At 39.4% G+C, this 17,554-nt stretch carries 13 protein-coding genes and 1 pseudogene; 9 read left to right on the forward strand and 5 right to left on the reverse strand.

Annotated elements, in window-relative coordinates; genetic code table 11:
* From I3259_RS09250 to I3259_RS20225, 3 genes and pseudogenes are all read left to right on the forward strand, one after another.
* Positions 1-296: pseudogene (locus I3259_RS09250) on the forward strand (S-(hydroxymethyl)glutathione dehydrogenase); the annotation flags it as partial.
* A gap of 292 nt (positions 297-588) precedes the next feature.
* Positions 589-1,833 carry a dicarboxylate/amino acid:cation symporter gene (locus I3259_RS09255; protein ID WP_238029357.1) on the forward strand — a complete coding sequence of 415 codons (1,245 nt, stop codon included), beginning with the start codon at positions 589-591 and terminating at the stop codon, positions 1,831-1,833.
* Between the two features lie 822 nt (positions 1,834-2,655).
* Positions 2,656-2,787 carry a hypothetical protein gene (locus I3259_RS20225; RefSeq protein ID WP_255721151.1) on the forward strand — a complete coding sequence of 44 codons (132 nt, stop codon included), beginning with the start codon at positions 2,656-2,658 and terminating at the stop codon, positions 2,785-2,787.
* Between the two features lie 36 nt (positions 2,788-2,823).
* On the opposite strand, the gene I3259_RS09260 is transcribed toward I3259_RS20225, so the two are convergent.
* A complete protein-coding gene (locus I3259_RS09260) occupies positions 2,824-5,145 on the reverse strand; it encodes an ATP-dependent helicase (RefSeq protein ID WP_238029358.1) in 2,322 nt (773 codons plus the stop codon).
* Between the two features lie 245 nt (positions 5,146-5,390).
* Between I3259_RS09260 and I3259_RS09265 the strand changes: the two genes are divergently transcribed.
* The 6 genes from I3259_RS09265 (at position 5,391) to torA (ending at position 12,741) form a co-directional block, all read left to right on the forward strand.
* Positions 5,391-6,098: a DUF445 domain-containing protein gene (locus tag I3259_RS09265; RefSeq protein ID WP_238029359.1), complete on the forward strand. Its 708-nt coding sequence runs from the start codon at positions 5,391-5,393 to the stop codon at positions 6,096-6,098.
* 236 nt (positions 6,099-6,334) lie between these two features.
* Positions 6,335-7,099 carry a metal-dependent hydrolase gene (locus tag I3259_RS09270; RefSeq protein ID WP_238029360.1) on the forward strand — a complete coding sequence of 255 codons (765 nt, stop codon included), beginning with the start codon at positions 6,335-6,337 and terminating at the stop codon, positions 7,097-7,099.
* 198 nt (positions 7,100-7,297) lie between these two features.
* Positions 7,298-8,401 carry a phosphoribosylaminoimidazolesuccinocarboxamide synthase gene (locus I3259_RS09275; RefSeq protein WP_238029361.1) on the forward strand — a complete coding sequence of 368 codons (1,104 nt, stop codon included), beginning with the start codon at positions 7,298-7,300 and terminating at the stop codon, positions 8,399-8,401.
* A 450-nt stretch (positions 8,402-8,851) separates the two neighbouring features.
* Positions 8,852-9,028, forward strand: coding sequence for a trimethylamine N-oxide reductase system protein TorE (torE, locus tag I3259_RS09280; RefSeq protein ID WP_045153582.1), 177 nt, complete (start codon positions 8,852-8,854; stop codon positions 9,026-9,028).
* Positions 9,029-9,070: 42 nt separating this feature from the next.
* Positions 9,071-10,249: a pentaheme c-type cytochrome TorC gene (gene torC, locus I3259_RS09285; protein WP_238029362.1), complete on the forward strand. Its 1,179-nt coding sequence runs from the start codon at positions 9,071-9,073 to the stop codon at positions 10,247-10,249.
* 23 nt (positions 10,250-10,272) lie between these two features.
* Positions 10,273-12,741: a trimethylamine-N-oxide reductase TorA gene (torA, locus tag I3259_RS09290; RefSeq protein ID WP_238029363.1), complete on the forward strand. Its 2,469-nt coding sequence runs from the start codon at positions 10,273-10,275 to the stop codon at positions 12,739-12,741.
* Positions 12,742-12,831: 90 nt separating this feature from the next.
* On the opposite strand, the gene I3259_RS09295 is transcribed toward torA, so the two are convergent.
* The 4 genes from I3259_RS09295 to zwf form a co-directional block, all read right to left on the reverse strand.
* Positions 12,832-13,269, reverse strand: coding sequence for a hypothetical protein (locus I3259_RS09295; RefSeq protein ID WP_238029364.1), 438 nt, complete (start codon positions 13,267-13,269; stop codon positions 12,832-12,834).
* A gap of 106 nt (positions 13,270-13,375) precedes the next feature.
* A complete protein-coding gene (gene gnd, locus I3259_RS09300) occupies positions 13,376-14,824 on the reverse strand; it encodes a decarboxylating NADP(+)-dependent phosphogluconate dehydrogenase (protein ID WP_238029365.1) in 1,449 nt (482 codons plus the stop codon).
* A gap of 1 nt (position 14,825) precedes the next feature.
* The gene (gene pgl, locus I3259_RS09305; protein ID WP_238029366.1) at positions 14,826-15,551 is read right to left on the reverse strand and encodes a 6-phosphogluconolactonase; all 726 of its coding nucleotides are present in this window, start codon (positions 15,549-15,551) and stop codon (positions 14,826-14,828) included.
* A gap of 2 nt (positions 15,552-15,553) precedes the next feature.
* Positions 15,554-17,053, reverse strand: a complete 1,500-nt coding sequence (zwf, locus tag I3259_RS09310) for a glucose-6-phosphate dehydrogenase (protein WP_238029367.1) — start codon at positions 17,051-17,053, stop codon at positions 15,554-15,556.
* Between the last annotated feature and the right edge of the window lie 501 nt (positions 17,054-17,554).

The raw sequence follows: 17,554 nt of genomic DNA on the forward strand, positions 1-17,554 counted from the left end.
TTGAGTGTTGTCACAAAGGTTGGGGCGAATCAGTAATCATTGGTGTTGCTGGTGCTGGTCAAGAGATCTCTACTCGTCCATTCCAACTAGTAACTGGTCGTGTATGGCGCGGTTCTGCATTCGGTGGTGTTAAAGGCCGTTCAGAGCTTCCAGGTATCGTAGATCGTTACATGGCGGGTGAATTCCAGTTAGATGACTTCATCTCATTCAACATGGGTCTAGACAAGATCAACGAAGCATTCGACCTGCTTCACGAAGGTAAGAGCATCCGTACTATCATTCACTTTGATAAGTAATTTGCTATATCTTATCTTCGTAGCAACTGCCTGCTACGAAGATAAGCGAGATGTGTATATCTCAAACTTTGTTCAATACCATGCTATGGAATAGCACTTCCTCTTTTAGCGAAAGTTATTATTAAACATATTCTTACTGTCGATTATTAAGACACCAGCTTATCGTTAATTGAGAATTGGCATTTGCCACGCTCTGGCACTTATTCAGTGACAGAGCGTTTTTTATTATAAGTATTATATTTTTATTATTGCGCCATTTTTTAATTTCTCAACGAACGTATAAGAGTTTCTCATGCATCGTAGATTACTAAAATCACTACCTTTTCAATTACTCCTAGCAGGTCTATTAGCATGGACATTAGCATCTACACTGCCACTATCTGCAGGATTTGAAAGCTCCACGACATTTCAATTACTGATGTTGACGAAAACAACCTATATTGGTTTGTTAAAAATGCTCGTTGGTGCCGTTGTTTTATTCTCGCTATTACGCGGAATTACCAGCATCGGCTCCACCTTACGTCTAAAAGAACTTGGTTTTAAAACCATCGCTTTCTATGCATTTACCTCAACACTTGCCATTGGCTTAGCCCTAGGTACATCATTATCCTTACCTAAATGGCCACAACTTATTGATACTTCAACTGTTAAAGTTGGCGAACATATACAGCTAATTGATCACACATCAGCATCTGGTGGGGCGATTGTTGAGAAATTATTTAACATGGCTTTGGTTAATCCTTTTCAGGCGCTTGCAACAACTAATTTACTCGCTATTGTTGTTTTTTCATTGTTATTAGGTATTGCGCTATTAGCCAGTCTGCCTGAAAAGCATCCTGTGTTTGAAGTTATTAATGGCTTGAATATAGCAGTCAATCGCGTTGTTTCATGGATCATTAAATTAGCACCATTAGCCGTATTTTCGATTGTATTTCAGTTTACACTACAAAGTGGCAATGCCATTTTTGGTGAATTAGCTCGTTTTGCATTATTGGTTTTTATCTTAACCTTTATTCACGGCGGTTTTGTTTTACCTATTATCGCAAAAGTAGTAACAGGCATTAAGTTTAAAGATTTATTTAAAGCACTATCAGCGCCAATGGCAATGGCTTTTGCAACATCATCGAGCTCTGCTACCTTGCCTCTTTCTATGCAAACAGCAGAAGAAGAACTAAATATTTCACAGTCCACCAGCAGTATGGTTTTACCGCTAGGTTCAATCATGAATATGGATGGTACAGCATTATTCGAAGGCGTTGCAGCTATATTCCTAGCACAACTCTACGGTATTGATTTAGGAACTGGTGGTTTGATTATGATTTTCATCATGGCAATGGTCTCTTCCATTGGTGCCCCTGGTATGCCGTCTGGCTCAATGTCAGGTATGCAGCTAGTTATGTTGGCTGTCGGTATTCCTTTAGAGGCCATAGCTATTTTATTAGTGATAGAGCGTCCATTAGATACATTTAGAACAGCTGTTAATGTCGAAGGTGACTTAATTGCCGCTCTTGTTATTGATAAATGGCAAAATAAATAGCTTAAAAGACAAATAACAATGCATCATAATAAGACAATATTATGATGCATTTTTCGATTTTGACATGGTAACTCTGGTTAATTAACATAAGTGTTATTGAGGTTATCCTCCCTTTTATATTTACCATTCTTAACATCCTCTATTGAATTAGGAAGTTCTATCCTGTGTTGTTTAATACAACTTAGGTTCAGAAACGGTTCGATATATTGAGTCTTAAATCGTATAAGACGGTTTAAATACGATGTTATCTTCATAACTGACAAAAGTGTTTTTATTATACAGCTATAAAAAATAAGTAGGTTTAGAATGTTAAAACAATTACTTCACACCGTTTTTCATAAACGACAAATAAATAAATCACAACGATTACGGTCTCGTCTTGAATTTGTTATTCAACAAAATTTAGGTCAGCGTGAAGCTCGATATAATAGGGAGCAACGTTACTTTGTTGATTAATGATAGATTTGACATTATAAAATCATCATTTAAACATCATTAAATTAAAATTCTTATTATTGATAATTAAGATAATAACTTAATTGTCGGTACCAATAAAAACATAACTACATATTTCATGATATAAAATGAGATTATCTTTATTAACTCTAAATGCAGCCATATATACTAATTAAAACTTTTTAATGAGATAAATAACTGAAATCAAGTTAATCTCAATAATGAGAAACGTTTTTAATAACTAATTTTTCTATTAAGAATAGCGTTTATAGTCCCATGACATAAATAATATTTTTGTTTAAAACTCTAACTAACAATTACCGCCAAAATGTTATACAGTTGTTAAAAACAGATAGGGATAATTTTATGATTAGACAATTACTCGCATCTATAATGAAGAAAAAGAAAAAAGAAAAAAAACAACAAGCATTAAAAAATCGTCTCGATTTTGCAATGTCACAAAATGCTGGTCATAAGACAGGTCATAACCATGAATAGCATTTCATCTATTACGATTGTAAATGACTTATCTGTTTAGTTATATCTTCTTGCTTTTGCTTTAGCTATTACGATAAGTCGGTTTACCAACACTTTTTCCTTCGTAAAATCTGCTTTTTTTAATTCTCGTAATATTCTATTTAACTCTGTCTCTAAATATTTTGCTGTTTTAGTTTTCACCATTGATCGAACAAGTTTTTCTGCATTATCAGGTAATGGTTGTTCAACTGCCCACAAGTAACTGTAGCTTAACTGTCCATTCTTACCGGCTGCTGGCAGTTCTCTCTCTACAGGTTCCGGTGCTGCTTGCATCTGTTCAATACGCCCTAAGCGCTGGTAATACCCTTGAACAATCGGTGATTTATTAAATGGCAACGCCCCTTCCAGATAAAGCTGAGGACCAATGTCTTGTGCCAGTGTCGCCTTCGATTCAAGAATAAACTGACTCGCGTTTTTATCTTTACGAACATAATTATCTTTTTTACTGTTCTCAACTGAATAGTAGATATTAGCTTTATGTTTCGCACGTGTTATCGCAACATACGCCAATCGTCGTTCTTCTTCAGTATCAGCAGAAATGCCTACAGAAGATCGATTAACATAAGGAAAAGCATCTTTATCCCAATACGGTAAATGTACTTGGCTATACTCACAACCTTTCGCTCTGAATATCGTGGTTAATTGCACATTGCTTGTGGTGGATTCAGATTGGCGTAACGAATCAGAACGTTGCGTATAATACTCAAAATACTGTAGTGCTTTTTCACAATCTTGATCCATCGAAGCCAATACTGTTTCCACACTATCAAGTCGTTCTACGGTTTCTTCTATTTCTGAAGCGGTCGCTTCTGTTTTCCAAATCCAATTATCTAACTCGCTGTCACGCCGATACTGACGATAAACGTCCAATGCTTTAAAGCTACCTTTACGGCGAAGCGTGATTAATAATTCTACTCGTGATGTAAACTTATCAAGATTTAATGCTGGCTGTAACTTTTCCGTTTTCTTTACAATATCTAACCACTGCTCAATTGGCGTATTAGCAAGTTCATCACATAACGGTCGTAAACTGGCATTTGGCACATAGCAGTGTGGAAAAGACATCATATTAAATACTAATGTCGCTTTCTCATGGGGTTGAAACTGATTGTAGCGTCCTGTGGCAAATCGCATCACATCAAGCAATAATTTCACTTCACGACTATTTGATAACACCGAGCCAACAGGCATATAAAAAGGAATATTTTTAGTTAAAAACGCTAATTCAAACAACATAGTTTGTGACCAACGACGAACTAAAATCGCAATATCAGAAGGTGTTCCACCTTGTTCGATATATTCAGCAATAGATTGTGCGATCTCGCCTACTTGGCGCGCAGTTCCTATCACTTCAATGGGTGTATCAGCAACTGACTGATGAGAGATCGTTTGAAAATCGTGGAAACGTTGCTTGTTATTGGCAATCAAGTGACTCGCAGCTAACGCTAAGCTATGACCAAAACGAAATGTATGTGACAAGCTATAGGTGGTTGCAGGCGTAAAATCTTGTTCAAAGTTCAACATAAATTGGGGAGCGCTGCCACGCCATTTATAAATGCACTGATCGACATCACCGACAGCAACTAATTGAGCTTGCGCTCCGAGTAACAGCTTTAATAAGCGATATTGTGCGGTATTTATATCCTGAAATTCATCAACGACCATAAATTGGATTTGCTGATGATAATAAGCACGTAACGCCTCATCCTTTGTTAGTAAATTAACGGTTTCAACTAACCAATCATCAAAAAATAGTTGTTTTCGCTCTTTACGAATAGTTTCAAAGTTCCAATACGCTTCAATGATGAAATGATATTCATCACTAATATCAGACAGCTCAAATACTTCCTTTGGTGGCAACATATGCGCTTTTACCAAACCAATAAAACTCATCAGTAATTCAATGGTGCGCGGATCTTTGAATGTTTGTTGCTTTTGATATGACTTCTCTTGTGCTGCCATTTGCCGCAAAATTTGTTTCGCGATGGTTTTATCACTTTCACCATGATTGAAATCAATTTGATAACCCGTCTCAGCTAAATAGCCTGATTGACGTAATAATTGATAACAAAAACTGTGAAATGTATGCACAGGAACATTCACCCCATGACTATTTCGCTCTAACTTAGCTTTAAAATCGGTGCGAATATCACGGTTAAACATCAATACCAACATATTTTGTGGTGCAATCGTCGCTAATTTTTTCTCAACTAACCCTACCAAAGTGGTGGTTTTACCCGTCCCCGCCCCTGCAACACATAATGCATTACCAGATAGGTGATTAATAAAAGCCGTTTGTTCAGCTGTAAAGCTTGTCATGACAACACCACGTGATAGTAGATAAGTGAATGCGCGAGTATAACAATTCCTTAATTAGGATTACATTCATTGCTGGTGATATATACAGCAGTTGAACATAACATATAGCTCACCATTACCTATCAATCTGCTAATTGTGGCATTGCGCATAGTCTGTTGTTAAAATCTGCCCTCTATAAGCCATCAAAGACTTGGCTCACCTCTTTTAAAATTAGCTGTGTGCTCCACACCGAGAATAAACCCGTATGAATAAAAGCTTACTCACAAACCTTATTTCACTTATCTTGCTAGCTATTGGCTATGTTACTAACCAGCAAGTCATCCTTTATTGTGGCTTATTCGCATTCTCTGGTGCATTAACAAACTGGCTTGCCATTCATATGCTATTTGAAAAGGTACCAGGACTCTATGGCTCAGGCGTTATTCCAGCTCGTTTTGAAGAATTTAAAACAGCCATTAAAAATCTAATGATGGAGCAATTTTTTACTCAGGAAAACATTAGTCGTTTCCTTAATAAAGAAATGACAAGCTCAACTAATTTAAACTTGCAGCCTGTGATCCAAAAAATTGATTTTGCGCCAGCTTACGATTCGTTACTTGATGTGATCATGAATTCACAATTTGGTGGTATGTTAACCATGATGGGGGGTGTAGAAGCACTCCAACCATTACGCGAACCTTTCATTGAAAAAATGCAGGATTCTGTTAACGAAATCAGCCAACAAGATGACTTTAAAGCAGCACTTAAAGATCAACTAGCTAAACCTGAATCACTCAATGATATCGAAGATACGATTGAAGAAATTATCGATCAACGTCTGAATGAATTAACCCCTAAGATGGTCAAAGAAATGGTGCAAAAGATGATCAGTGAACACTTAGGCTGGTTAGTTGTGTGGGGCGGTGTCTTTGGTGGTGTGATCGGTATTATCTCAGCATTTATCGCAGCATAAATTTTCAACTCCTACTTAAAAGAGCCTTAGTTGAGTCACTCCGACTTTAATAAGGCTTTTTTTATCTCTTATTCTCTCTTCCATCGTCGTAACACACTAGACAGATAAATACTCCACTTCGTTGTTTATTTATCCGATCAAACATCAACTACGTGCTAGAATTGTGATATTGGTTGAAATTTATGACCATATAGTGATAAACACAACTGTATATAAACCCAGTTGGAATTTTCTTCTTGGCAAACTTTTCTACTCATTTTAGTGTTGCAGCCATTGCTAGTGGTTTAACTGCTACCGCCTTCTTATCGGCTGATCATATTTCGCCATCGATGGCTATTTGGATGACATTTCTTGGCACCATTGGTGGCCTATTACCTGACATAGATTCAGATCATTCAACATCGATGAAAGCCTTGTTCAATATCTTGGCTGGTTTTTGCTGTTTCATTTTAATTAGTCATATTTATACTCAAGTAACGATGCTTGAGTTACTGCTTTATACCTCAGCACTCTTTATTACTATTCGCTACATGGGAAAAGCGGTTTTTGAACGTCGTACGGTCCACCGTGGTTGCTGCCATTCAATTGCCTTTGTTGTGCTTATTGCTCTTTGCTGTGTACATGTAAGTTCAATAATTGGACATACAGCTGAAACAAGCTGGCTAGCTGGCGGATTTGTTCTCTTTGGTGGTTTAGTCCACTTAGTATTGGATGAAATTTACAGTGTTGACCTTTCCAATCAACGTCTGAAAAAGTCGTTTGGAACGGCGTTAAAACCCATCTCTTTTAGCAACCCTCTCATTAGCTTGGCACAAATAGCGGCAATTGTTTTACTTTTTACCACCGCACCGTCTTATTACAAGACACTGCATATTTTAACCAATTGGCACCACTTCAGATTTAGTCCAACGTGGTTTAACTGGACTGATATTCAAATGTGGGTAAACCACTTTATCCATCAAGCACCACAAAAATTAAGCAGTATTCATAAGCTATTTTAAGTACAACGAAGGCGATAAACATCTCAGTGTCTATCGCCTTTTCTTTTACTTACGCCTCAAGGCAAACGTTTGCTTTTTTACTGGTAGTCACCACCTTAACCTTGTATTATGCGATTACGATGATAGATAGCCTCCTGATTTCACTTATATCGCTATCCTTCTGCATTTCTGCGTAATCATTTGAATAGGACTTTCACGATGAGCCTTGCCGATCAAGTTTTAGCTGTTAATGATGATCTCCCAATCCGTACTGACAAACCCGTTCATAGCGGTAAGGTACGCTCTGTTTACTGGCTTACAGAAGCTGACAGTCAACGTTTGATTAAAGAAAAAGGCTATAACGTTCAGCCAGACGCACCACTCGCGATTATGGTTATCAGCGACCGTATTTCTGCTTTTGACTGCATCTGGCATGGTGAAGGGGATCTTAAAGGCGTACCTGGAAAAGGCGCCGCGCTAAATGCAATATCTAATCACTGGTTTCAATTATTTAAAGATAATGGGTTAGCTGATAGTCATATTCTTGATATCCCCCACCCTTTTGTTTGGATTGTACAAAAAGCAAAGCCCGTTATGGTTGAAGCAATTTGTCGTCAATACATTACAGGTTCAATGTGGCGAGCATACAGCAAAGGTGAGCGTAACTTCTGTGGTATTGAACTACCGGAAGGTCTAGAGAAAGACCAAAAGCTCCCAGAACTACTCATGACACCATCAACTAAAGGTATTTTAAAAGGTATCCCGAACGTGCCTGAAGCGGATGATGTGAATGTCACCCGTGACGATTTGATAAATAACTACGGTGCATTTAACTTCCGTAATACTGATGACATTACCCAGTATGAAAAGTTATTAGCAGAAGGGTTTAATGTTATCAGTGATGCACTTGCAAATATTGATCAAATCTTTGTTGATACTAAATTTGAATTTGGCTATGTGACAGATGCCAGTGGTAACGAAAAACTTATTTACATGGATGAAGTAGGCACACCTGATTCATCACGTATTTGGGATGGCGCAGCTTACCGTGACGGTCAAATTATCGAAAACTCCAAAGAAGATTTCCGCCAAGTGCTGCTTAGTACCTTTCCTGAACCTGATATCTTATTAAATAAAGATCGTATGGAAGAGCGATTCGCCCTTGCACGTGATAACGAGTTACCACAAGACGTACTGATGCAGATCTCTAACGTTTATACAGGGATCGCTGAAAAAATCACCGGTGAGCCAATCAAACTAAGTCAAAATCCGAAAGCTGAAATCATTGAGATTTTGCACAATCAATATCAATTGATCGACTAATCACTTCAAAATCTTTTCTCTTACATAAAAACAGGCATTCATATATGCCTGTTTTTTCGTCGCTATCAGCTATTAATATTGTTCATATTTACGTTAATTTGAAATAAATTTGCTATTTTTATATTTATTACTAGTCTTATTCCATTGTATTAACCGATACGAACTTTAGCTCCTTTCATAACAATTACGATACAAATGGAACAATTAACACAACTAAACAACTCTTACGACCCTTTCACCTTGCACACATCTCTTCATATTTCTTAATATTTTTATTTTTTATATTTTTTGCTATTAATGTATGCGTTTAAAATCAAAAAATCCTATAAAACATAAGCATAACCCTAAAGTATTAATTGAATTGTATGTAGTGGTTACTTTATGATCGCAATATAAATAGATTTAATAAAAATATTTATAACTACTCATTTTTACAAATTAGGAGGTTGTATGAGCAGTGCGACTGATCAAGAAACCAAGCAAACTCGTAGCCGAGAATGGAAGATGTTCATTTTTATCGTCGTCTTTTTATTTCCAATTCTCAGCGTCATCTTTGTCGGAGGCTACGGCTTTACCGTTTGGATGCTTCAACTCTTCGTATTTGGTCCACCAGGACATGGCGGTTAATCCCTAATTAATCACCGTTAGCATCATATAAGAGAATCTATAATGAAATCATTTTTGCTTAAAGCTTGGCAGACTCTATCACGTCCAAGCGTTCATATTAGCCTAGGTGTATTAACCCTTGGCGGCTTTATTGCTGGCGTTATTTTCTGGGGTGGTTTTAATACTGCACTAGAAGCAACCAATACCGAAGAGTTCTGTGTTGGCTGTCACGCTGAAAACGTTGCACCTGAATACGCAAACACTATTCATGACAAAAACCGTTCTGGTGTTCGTGCAACTTGTCCTGACTGTCATGTTCCGCACGACTGGACAGATAAAATCGCGCGTAAAATTCAAGCAAGTAAAGAAGTCTTCGCTCACGTCGCTGGCTTCATTGATACCCCTGAAAAATTTGAAGACCGCCGTATTGTTTTGGCTCAACACGAATGGGAACGCTTTAAAGCGAATGGCTCTCAGGAATGTCGAGACTGTCATGACTACAAAGGTATGGACTTTACTAAGATGTCTCCTGTTGCGCGTGTTCAAATGAAGAATGCGGCAGAGCGTGATCAAAGCTGTGTGGACTGTCATAAAGGCATTGCTCACCACCTACCTAAAAATATGGATACCAGTGGTGGCATGATTTCAGAGTTAGTACAGTTATCTCACGATACTAAGTACAACAAAGGCGAAGAAGTGTATAGCGTGCGTTTCCTTCCTGTTTATGAAGACAAAGACATGAAGGTAGAAGCTGGCCTATTAAACCCTGCTTCTGGCGTAAAAGTTATCGATGAAACTGACAACGCAGTTGAAGTTGAAATTGCAGGTTGGCGTAAAGACAAGGGCTATGGCCGAGTTATTCAAGAAGACTTCGGTATGAATATCCCTGTTGCGTCGCTCCTAAAAGAATCTGCGCAAAACGACAAGGTTGTTGATAAATACGAAGAGAAAGTAGATGACCTAACAGGTCTACCTTGGCAGCGTGTAACAGCGAAAGTATGGATGCCTAAAGATTCACTAGTAAACGACATTACTCCTGTTTGGGAAAAAGCAAAATCTGCTTACACCACTAACTGTTCAGTATGCCACACACAACCAGCTGAAAGTCACTTCGATGCCAATACTTGGCCTGGAATGTTTAACGGTATGTTAGCGTTCGTTAACTTTGACCGTGATAGTGAAGCCGTAGTGCGTAAATACCTTCAGAAGCACTCTTCTGATTTTTCTGACGCACAACACTAAGTATTGATGGAGTTAAAATAAATATGTCTGTATCAAGAAGAAGTTTTCTTAAAGGCCTTGCAACAACAAGTGCTGCTTCTGTTATCGGTCCTAGCCTACTCGCATCATCAAAAGTGTTTGCAGACGATCAAATTGGTCAAGGTACATGGCGTTACTCCGGCTCACACTGGGGCGCATTCCGCGCCCACATCTATGCCGGTAAAGTACAAGAAATCGAAGCAATTGAAATAGATAAAAACCCAACCGAGATGCTAAAAGGCATTAAGGGCGTAATCTACAATCCATCTCGTGTACGCTACCCTATGGTGCGTTTAGATTGGCTGAAGAAACACAAATTTAGTGGTGAAACTCGCGGTAATAACCGTTTCATCCGTGTTACATGGGATGAAGCGTTAGATTTGTTCTATCGTGAACTTGAACGTATTCAAAAAGATTACGGTCCATGGGCATTGCATGCAGGTCAAACGGGCTGGCGTCAAACAGGTCAATTCCATAGTTGTACTAGCCACATGCAACGTGCTGTGGGTATGCATGGTAACTACATCACTAAAGTAGGCGACTACTCAACAGGTGCTGGCCAAACCATCATGCCATACGTACTTGGCTCAACAGAAGTTTACGCACAAGGTACTTCTTGGTCTGAGATCCTTGATCACAGTAAAAATGTGGTGCTATGGGCAAACGATCCGGTGAAAAACCTACAGGTAGGTTGGAACTGTGAAACCCACGAATCTTTCCCATACCTAGCTAAACTGAAAGAGAAAGTCGATAACGGTGAGATCAATGTGATCTCTGTCGATCCGGTAAAGAACAAGACTCAACGTTATCTAAATAACAAACACCTATACATTAATCCACAAACCGATGTGGCATTTATGTTAGGTGTGGCGCATACCCTGTACAACGAGAACCTTTACGATAAAGAGTTCATCAAGATGTACTGCCTTGGTTTCGATGAGTTTATTGGTTACGTAAAAGGCGAAACCAAAGACAAAGTTGAGAAAACGCCTGAGTGGGCTGCTGAGATCTGTGGTGTTCCCGCCGATCAAATTAAAGACTTTGCCCGTATGCTGGTTAAAGAGCGTACTCAAATTCTGTTTGGTTGGTGTATTCAACGTCAAGAGCACGGTGAGCAACCATACTGGATGGGTGCGGTTATTGCCGCTATGGTTGGTCAAATTGGTCTACCTGGTGGTGGTATTTCGTATGGTCACCACTACTCTGGTATCGGTGTACCTTCAACAGGTTTTGCAGCACCAGGCGGCTTCCCTCGTAACGTCGATGAAGGTCAAAAGCCAAAGTGGGATAACAATGATTTTAACGGTTACAGCCGCACTATCCCTGTTGCACGTTTTGTTGACTGTATTTTAGAGCCGGGTAAAGAGATTAAGTACAACGGTTCAAAAGTTATTCTTCCTGATTACAAAATGATGGTGATCAGTGGTAACAACCCTTGGCATCACCACCAAGATCGTAACCGCATGAAAAAAGCGTTCCAAAAGCTACAAACTGTTGTAACGATTGATTTTGCTTGGACTGCAACCTGTCGTTTCTCAGATATTGTACTGCCAGCATGTACCCAGTTTGAACGAAATGATATTGATGTTATGGGTTCATACAGTGGTCGTGGTTTACTGGCCATGCATAAACTGGTTGACCCGCTTTACCAATCTAAAACTGACTTTGAAATCTTTACAGAATTGACACGTCGGTTTGGTAAGAACAACGAATACACCCGTGGTATGGATGAAATGCAATGGGTTAGCATGCTTTATAACGATTGTCGTAAAGCGAACAAAGGCAAGTTTGATATGCCTGAGTTTGATGTGTTCTGGCAACAAGGTTTCTTAGACTTTGGTACAGGTAAACCTTGGGTACGTCACGCTGATTTCCGTCAAGATCCTGAAATCAATGCCTTAGGCACACCATCAGGCTTTATTGAAATCACAAGTCGTAAGATTGGCCGTTACAAATACGAACACTGTCAGGAACACCCAATGTGGTTTGAAAAAACAGAACGTTCTCACGGTGGCCCTGGCTCTGATAAACATCCATTCTGGCTGCAATCTTGTCACCCTGACAAGCGTTTGCACTCACAAATGTGTGAATCAGAAGAGTTCCGTGCCACTTATACCGTACAAGGCCGTGAACCTATTTACATTAACCCTCAAGATGCGGCTGAAAAAGGCGTTAAAGATGGTGATGTCGTACGTGTATTTAACGACCGTGGACAGCTATTAGCGGGTGCAGTACTGACTGACAGTTACCCTCGCGGTATCGTTCGTATCGAAGAAGGTGCATGGTATGGCCCTCTTAACGAAAAAATTGGGGCGATTGATACCTATGGCGATCCGAATACACTGACAATTGATATTCCAACATCAGAGTTAGCGCAAGCAACAAGCGCACAAACCTGTATTGTGAACTTCGAGAAGTTTAAAGGTGAACTACCACCGGTAACCGCCTTCGGCGGTCCAATTGAAGTAAGCTAATAACAATTAACTACTGAATAATATTAAGCCCTAACATCAAACACTGTTAGGGCTTTTTTCTATCCTAATGCTAAATAGACTTCCCTGCTATTATTCAGTTTTCATCTGCTTTTGGGGTAAATAACACTGGGCTAATAGTTTTTTTTCTTTCGTGAGATCGAGAGAACAACTATATTCTGCGCTCTCTGTATTCAAATTGAAGTTAAGCGCCCCCTCCCCCCAACGAAAATGTTCAAACCACATACCGCCAATAGGATCATCTAACACATTAACGACTGTTTGATCAGGCAATACCACACGACAAATTGAACGTGTTGATGTTAAGCCTTCACTCATTCCTTGCTGATAATTCTCTACGATAAAACACGGATTATCTTCAGAATTAAACACCACAACTCGAAATGTTCCACGATGTTCTAGCCACTGAGTTGATACAAAATCAATCTTTGTTGGAATCACTGGAACTGGCTTTGCTTGCACTTGGAAAGTAACTGCGACACATAACGCTAACCATTTAATTAGTTTCACTTCGCCCTTCTATTATAAATCACAACAACTAAACCACATTTACCGTTAACAAGAAATAAAAAAGCCACCGCAAACGGTGGCTTAGTATGCTTACTGTGTTTAGAAATTAAACGTCGTAAGTAGTAGAAGCAGTATTACCGCCAGTTCCAGTCCAGTTAGTATGGAAGAACTGACCACGAGGCTGATCGATACGCTCGTAAGTGTGAGCACCGAAGTAGTCACGTTGTGCTTGGATCATATTTGCAGGTAGGCTTGCTGTTGTGTAGCCATCTAAGAATGTTAGCGCAGACGTCATTGTTGGCATTGGTAAACCAATCTCCATCGCTTTCGCTGCAACTTTACGCCATGCTGGCATGCTGTTTACTAGAATATCTTTGAAATACGGATCAGAGCCTAGGAATTGAATTTCAGGATTCACTTCGTACGCATCACGGATATTACCTAGGAAGGCACTACGGATGATACAACCGCCACGCCACATTAGAGCTACGTTACCGTAGTTTAGATCCCAGTTAAATTCTTCAGATGCTTCACGGATCAACATGAAACCTTGAGCATAAGAAATGATCTTAGATGCTAGCAGTGCTTGACGTAGTGCATCAACCCACTCTTTCTTATCGCCATCAATCTTAGCGATTGTCTTACCAAATAAGCTTTCAGCTTCAACACGTTGCTCTTTCATTGAAGATACACAGCGTGCGAATACAGCTTCAGTAATCAGTGTTAGTGGAATACCTAAATCAAGTGCGTTAATACCTGTCCACTTACCTGTACCTTTTTGACCAGCCGTGTCTAGGATCTTCTCAACAAGCGGTTGACCATCTTCATCTTTGTAACCAAGAATTTCAGATGTAATTTCAACTAGGTAGCTGTCTAGCTCAGTTTTATTCCACTCTTGGAAGATCGCTTGCATCTCATCGTGAGATAGATCCAGACCAGACTTCATGAAATGGTATGCTTCGCTGATAAGCTGCATATCACCATATTCGATACCGTTGTGTACCATCTTAACGAAGTGACCCGCACCATCTTTACCAACCCAATCACAACATGCTTCACCAGCATCTGTTTTTGCAGAGATCGCTTGGAAGATTGGCTTAATTGCAGGCCATGCAGCTTCTGAACCACCAGGCATGATTGAAGGTCCGAAACGTGCACCTTCTTCACCACCAGACACACCAGAACCTACGTATAAGATGCCTTTCTTCTCTAGTTCAGCAACACGACGGTTAGTATCTGGGTAGTTTGAGTTACCACCATCAATGATGATGTCGCCTTTATCTAGCAATGGAACTAGCTGATCAATAAATGCATCAACAACGTCACCAGCACGTACCATTAGCATCACTTTACGTGGCGTTTCTAGCTTAGCCACTAGATCTTCTAGAGAAGTAGCGCCAATGATGTTTGTGCCTTTTGCTGGGCCTTCAAGGAATTCTTCCACTTTTGCTACAGTACGGTTGTAAGCAACAACTTTAAAGCCGTGGTCATTCATGTTTAGGATCAGGTTTTGGCCCATTACTGCCAAGCCAATTACACCGATATCGCCTTTCATATTATTCTCCTTGCGCCAGCAGTTTTGCCGCTGCTGAATCTAAAAACCATTCTGTTTTGCCATTTACGGCTTTAATTTTCGCTGCAGGATAAGCTAGAGCTTCTGCAGACGTATTATTAATTTCTTGCAATACTTCAGCTTTACTCTCACCTAACACCAGGTAGGTAATACGATCCGCATTTTCAAGTAAGCGCGCTGTTTTTGAAATGCGTTTTTGACCACTATCTGGATGAGTTGCAATCACAGATAGCTCAGGATCGTCAAAGTCTGTTTGATTAGGGAACAATGATGCAGTATGTCCATCGGTTCCCATACCTAATAAAATCCAATCAAATGCAGGCATCCCATTTTTATGTGGGATCTTTGCATCCATTTCCGCTGCAAATCGAACCACTTCTACCGTTGGATCATCTTCACCCTTGATACGATGAATATTACCGACTGGAATATCAATTTGCTGGAACAATAGCTCATTTGCTTCACCGAAATTACTTTCCGGATCGGTTGGCTCGACACAACGCTCATCGCCCCACCAAAAATGTAAGTTGCTCCAATTAACGCCTTTTGCATAAGGTGCTTGCGCTAATGTTTTAAACAACAATTTCGGTGTACTACCACCAGACAGCGATATATGTACAGGCTTCGCCTGTTTACTCATTACCATCATGGTGTCAGCTAATGAAACGACAACATCCTGCGGTGTTTCAAATATGCGATAATTAATCATGCTTATAGCTCACAATAGTCAGTGTTTGCTAAGTTCTTACAAGGAAAACGCCACTCACGATTACTTGATGCAAGTAAGTCATCAGCTTGTTTTGGTCCCCACGTACCTGCGGCATAACCAAATAAGTGTTCTGGGTTTTCTTTGTATTCAAGAATTGGTTGAACGAATTTCCAACAAGCGCGAACAGCATCAGTACGTGCAAACAAGGTTGCATCTTGCTTCATACAATCAAGAAGTAAGCGTTCGTAAGCCGTTAGCATGTTGGTTTCTTCAAGTTTATCGTAATGGAAGTCCATTGATACTTCTTGAGATTCGAAACCCGCCCCCGGTTTTTTAAGACCGAAGCTCATTAGAATACCTTCATCAGGCTGAATACGGATAATCAGCTTGTTCTCAGGTGCATTTTCACCAAAGACTGGATGCGGTGTTTTCTTAAAGTGGATAACTACTTCTGTCACACGTGTTGGTAGTCGTTTACCTGTACGTACATAGAATGGCACCCCATTCCAACGCCAGTTTTGGATAAACATCTTCATACCAACATAAGTCTCAGTACGTGAGTCTTCCGCTACGCCTGGCTCTTGACGATAACCTAAGAAATGCTTACCACGAGCATCTGACTCCGTGTACTGACCTAACACTAAGTTATTTTTAAGATCATCTTCTGATAATGGTTTAAAGCTTTGCATCACTTTAACCACTTCATCACGAATTGAGTCAGCATTGATAGCAGCAGGTGATTCCATACCGACCATAGCTAATACCTGTAGCAAATGGTTTTGGAACATATCACGAACAGCACCTGCACCATCATAGTAGCCGCCACGATCTTCTACACCTAATGATTCAGATGCAGTGATTTCAACGTAATCAATAAAGTTACGATTCCAAAGCGGTTCAAACATACCGTTTGCAAAACGGAATACCAGAAGGTTTTGTACCGTTTCTTTACCAAGGTAGTGATCGATACGGTAAATTTGATGCTCTTGGAAACAAGCATGAATTTGCTTGTCTAGTGAGATCGCTGACGCTAGATCATAACCAAATGGTTTTTCAACAATCAGGTTTTTCCAACCGTCTGTTTCATCATTCAAGCCATGTGCAGCTAGGCATTCTGGGATCACGCCGTAAAGGCTTGGTGGTGTCGCGAGGTAGAAAACAGCATTACCTTGAGTATTATGCGTTTCTTTAAATGTCTCTAAGCGTTCTTTCAGTACTGCATATTCATCTTTATCAGACGTATTTAACGCTTGGTAGTATAGATGCTGACAAAAGTTAACCAATGTTTCTTCATCGATTTTTTCATTTTCTGTCAAAGATTGCTTTAACTTATCACGAAATTCTTGATCGCTATATGATGTACGACTTACCCCTAAAATTGCAAAATCTTCAGGTAATAAACCATTAGCATAAAGGTGATAAAACGCAGGTATTAACTTTCGGTGTGTCAAATCACCTGACGCACCAAAAATTACAATTGAGTTATTTTCTGGTTGAACCATATCATTTTCCCATTAATTTCAGATCTTCAGACCTGCGGCAGCAATCAATTGCTTGGTATAACGGGGCCTTATTATGCCGTATTTTTTTCATTCGTTACGAATAAATATGAAAAAAATAAAAAAATTTCGTTATACCTTATTATTTTTGTTAAAAAGTGTAATGACCATTAACATCAACCCGATGCATAACTCGCTGACGAAACAACGATAAAATCACTGACACTGAAATTTATTGAAGCTTATGTTAACAACATTTGTTATCAGTACCAGTCGAAATTTTCTATTATGCTAATAGGCTAAGCCTTTGATTACCGTTTTTTCTATCAATTTTCTTTAAATTACTCATTATTAGAAACGATCGTCAATCTAAAAGATACTCAGACTGACGCAAACGTTTAAACGTTCACCAATTCACATTCCGAATCATGGTTTATCTATCACTGATCATTTAAAAATCCCTTAGAACGCACATGGGTAACTATTGATAAGCTCACTAATGGC

Source organism: Photobacterium sp. Ph5, from assembly GCF_022129445.1.
In the GTDB taxonomy this organism is placed as follows: domain Bacteria; phylum Pseudomonadota; class Gammaproteobacteria; order Enterobacterales; family Vibrionaceae; genus Photobacterium.

Excerpts from the sequence above, each read along its gene's own strand:
- I3259_RS09255 (WP_238029357.1), top strand. The coding sequence starts at position 589 with ATGCATCGTAGATTACTAAAATCACTACCTTTTCAATTACTCCTAGCA.
- I3259_RS20225 (WP_255721151.1), top strand. The coding sequence starts at position 2,656 with ATGATTAGACAATTACTCGCATCTATAATGAAGAAAAAGAAAAAAGAA.
- I3259_RS09260 (WP_238029358.1), bottom strand. The coding sequence starts at position 5,145 with ATGACAAGCTTTACAGCTGAACAAACGGCTTTTATTAATCACCTATCT.
- I3259_RS09265 (WP_238029359.1), top strand. The coding sequence starts at position 5,391 with ATGAATAAAAGCTTACTCACAAACCTTATTTCACTTATCTTGCTAGCT.
- I3259_RS09275 (WP_238029361.1), top strand. The coding sequence starts at position 7,298 with ATGAGCCTTGCCGATCAAGTTTTAGCTGTTAATGATGATCTCCCAATC.
- torE (WP_045153582.1), top strand. The coding sequence starts at position 8,852 with ATGAGCAGTGCGACTGATCAAGAAACCAAGCAAACTCGTAGCCGAGAA.
- torC (WP_238029362.1), top strand. The coding sequence starts at position 9,071 with ATGAAATCATTTTTGCTTAAAGCTTGGCAGACTCTATCACGTCCAAGC.
- torA (WP_238029363.1), top strand. The coding sequence starts at position 10,273 with ATGTCTGTATCAAGAAGAAGTTTTCTTAAAGGCCTTGCAACAACAAGT.
- gnd (WP_238029365.1), bottom strand. The coding sequence starts at position 14,824 with ATGAAAGGCGATATCGGTGTAATTGGCTTGGCAGTAATGGGCCAAAAC.
- pgl (WP_238029366.1), bottom strand. The coding sequence starts at position 15,551 with ATGATTAATTATCGCATATTTGAAACACCGCAGGATGTTGTCGTTTCA.
- zwf (WP_238029367.1), bottom strand. The coding sequence starts at position 17,053 with ATGGTTCAACCAGAAAATAACTCAATTGTAATTTTTGGTGCGTCAGGT.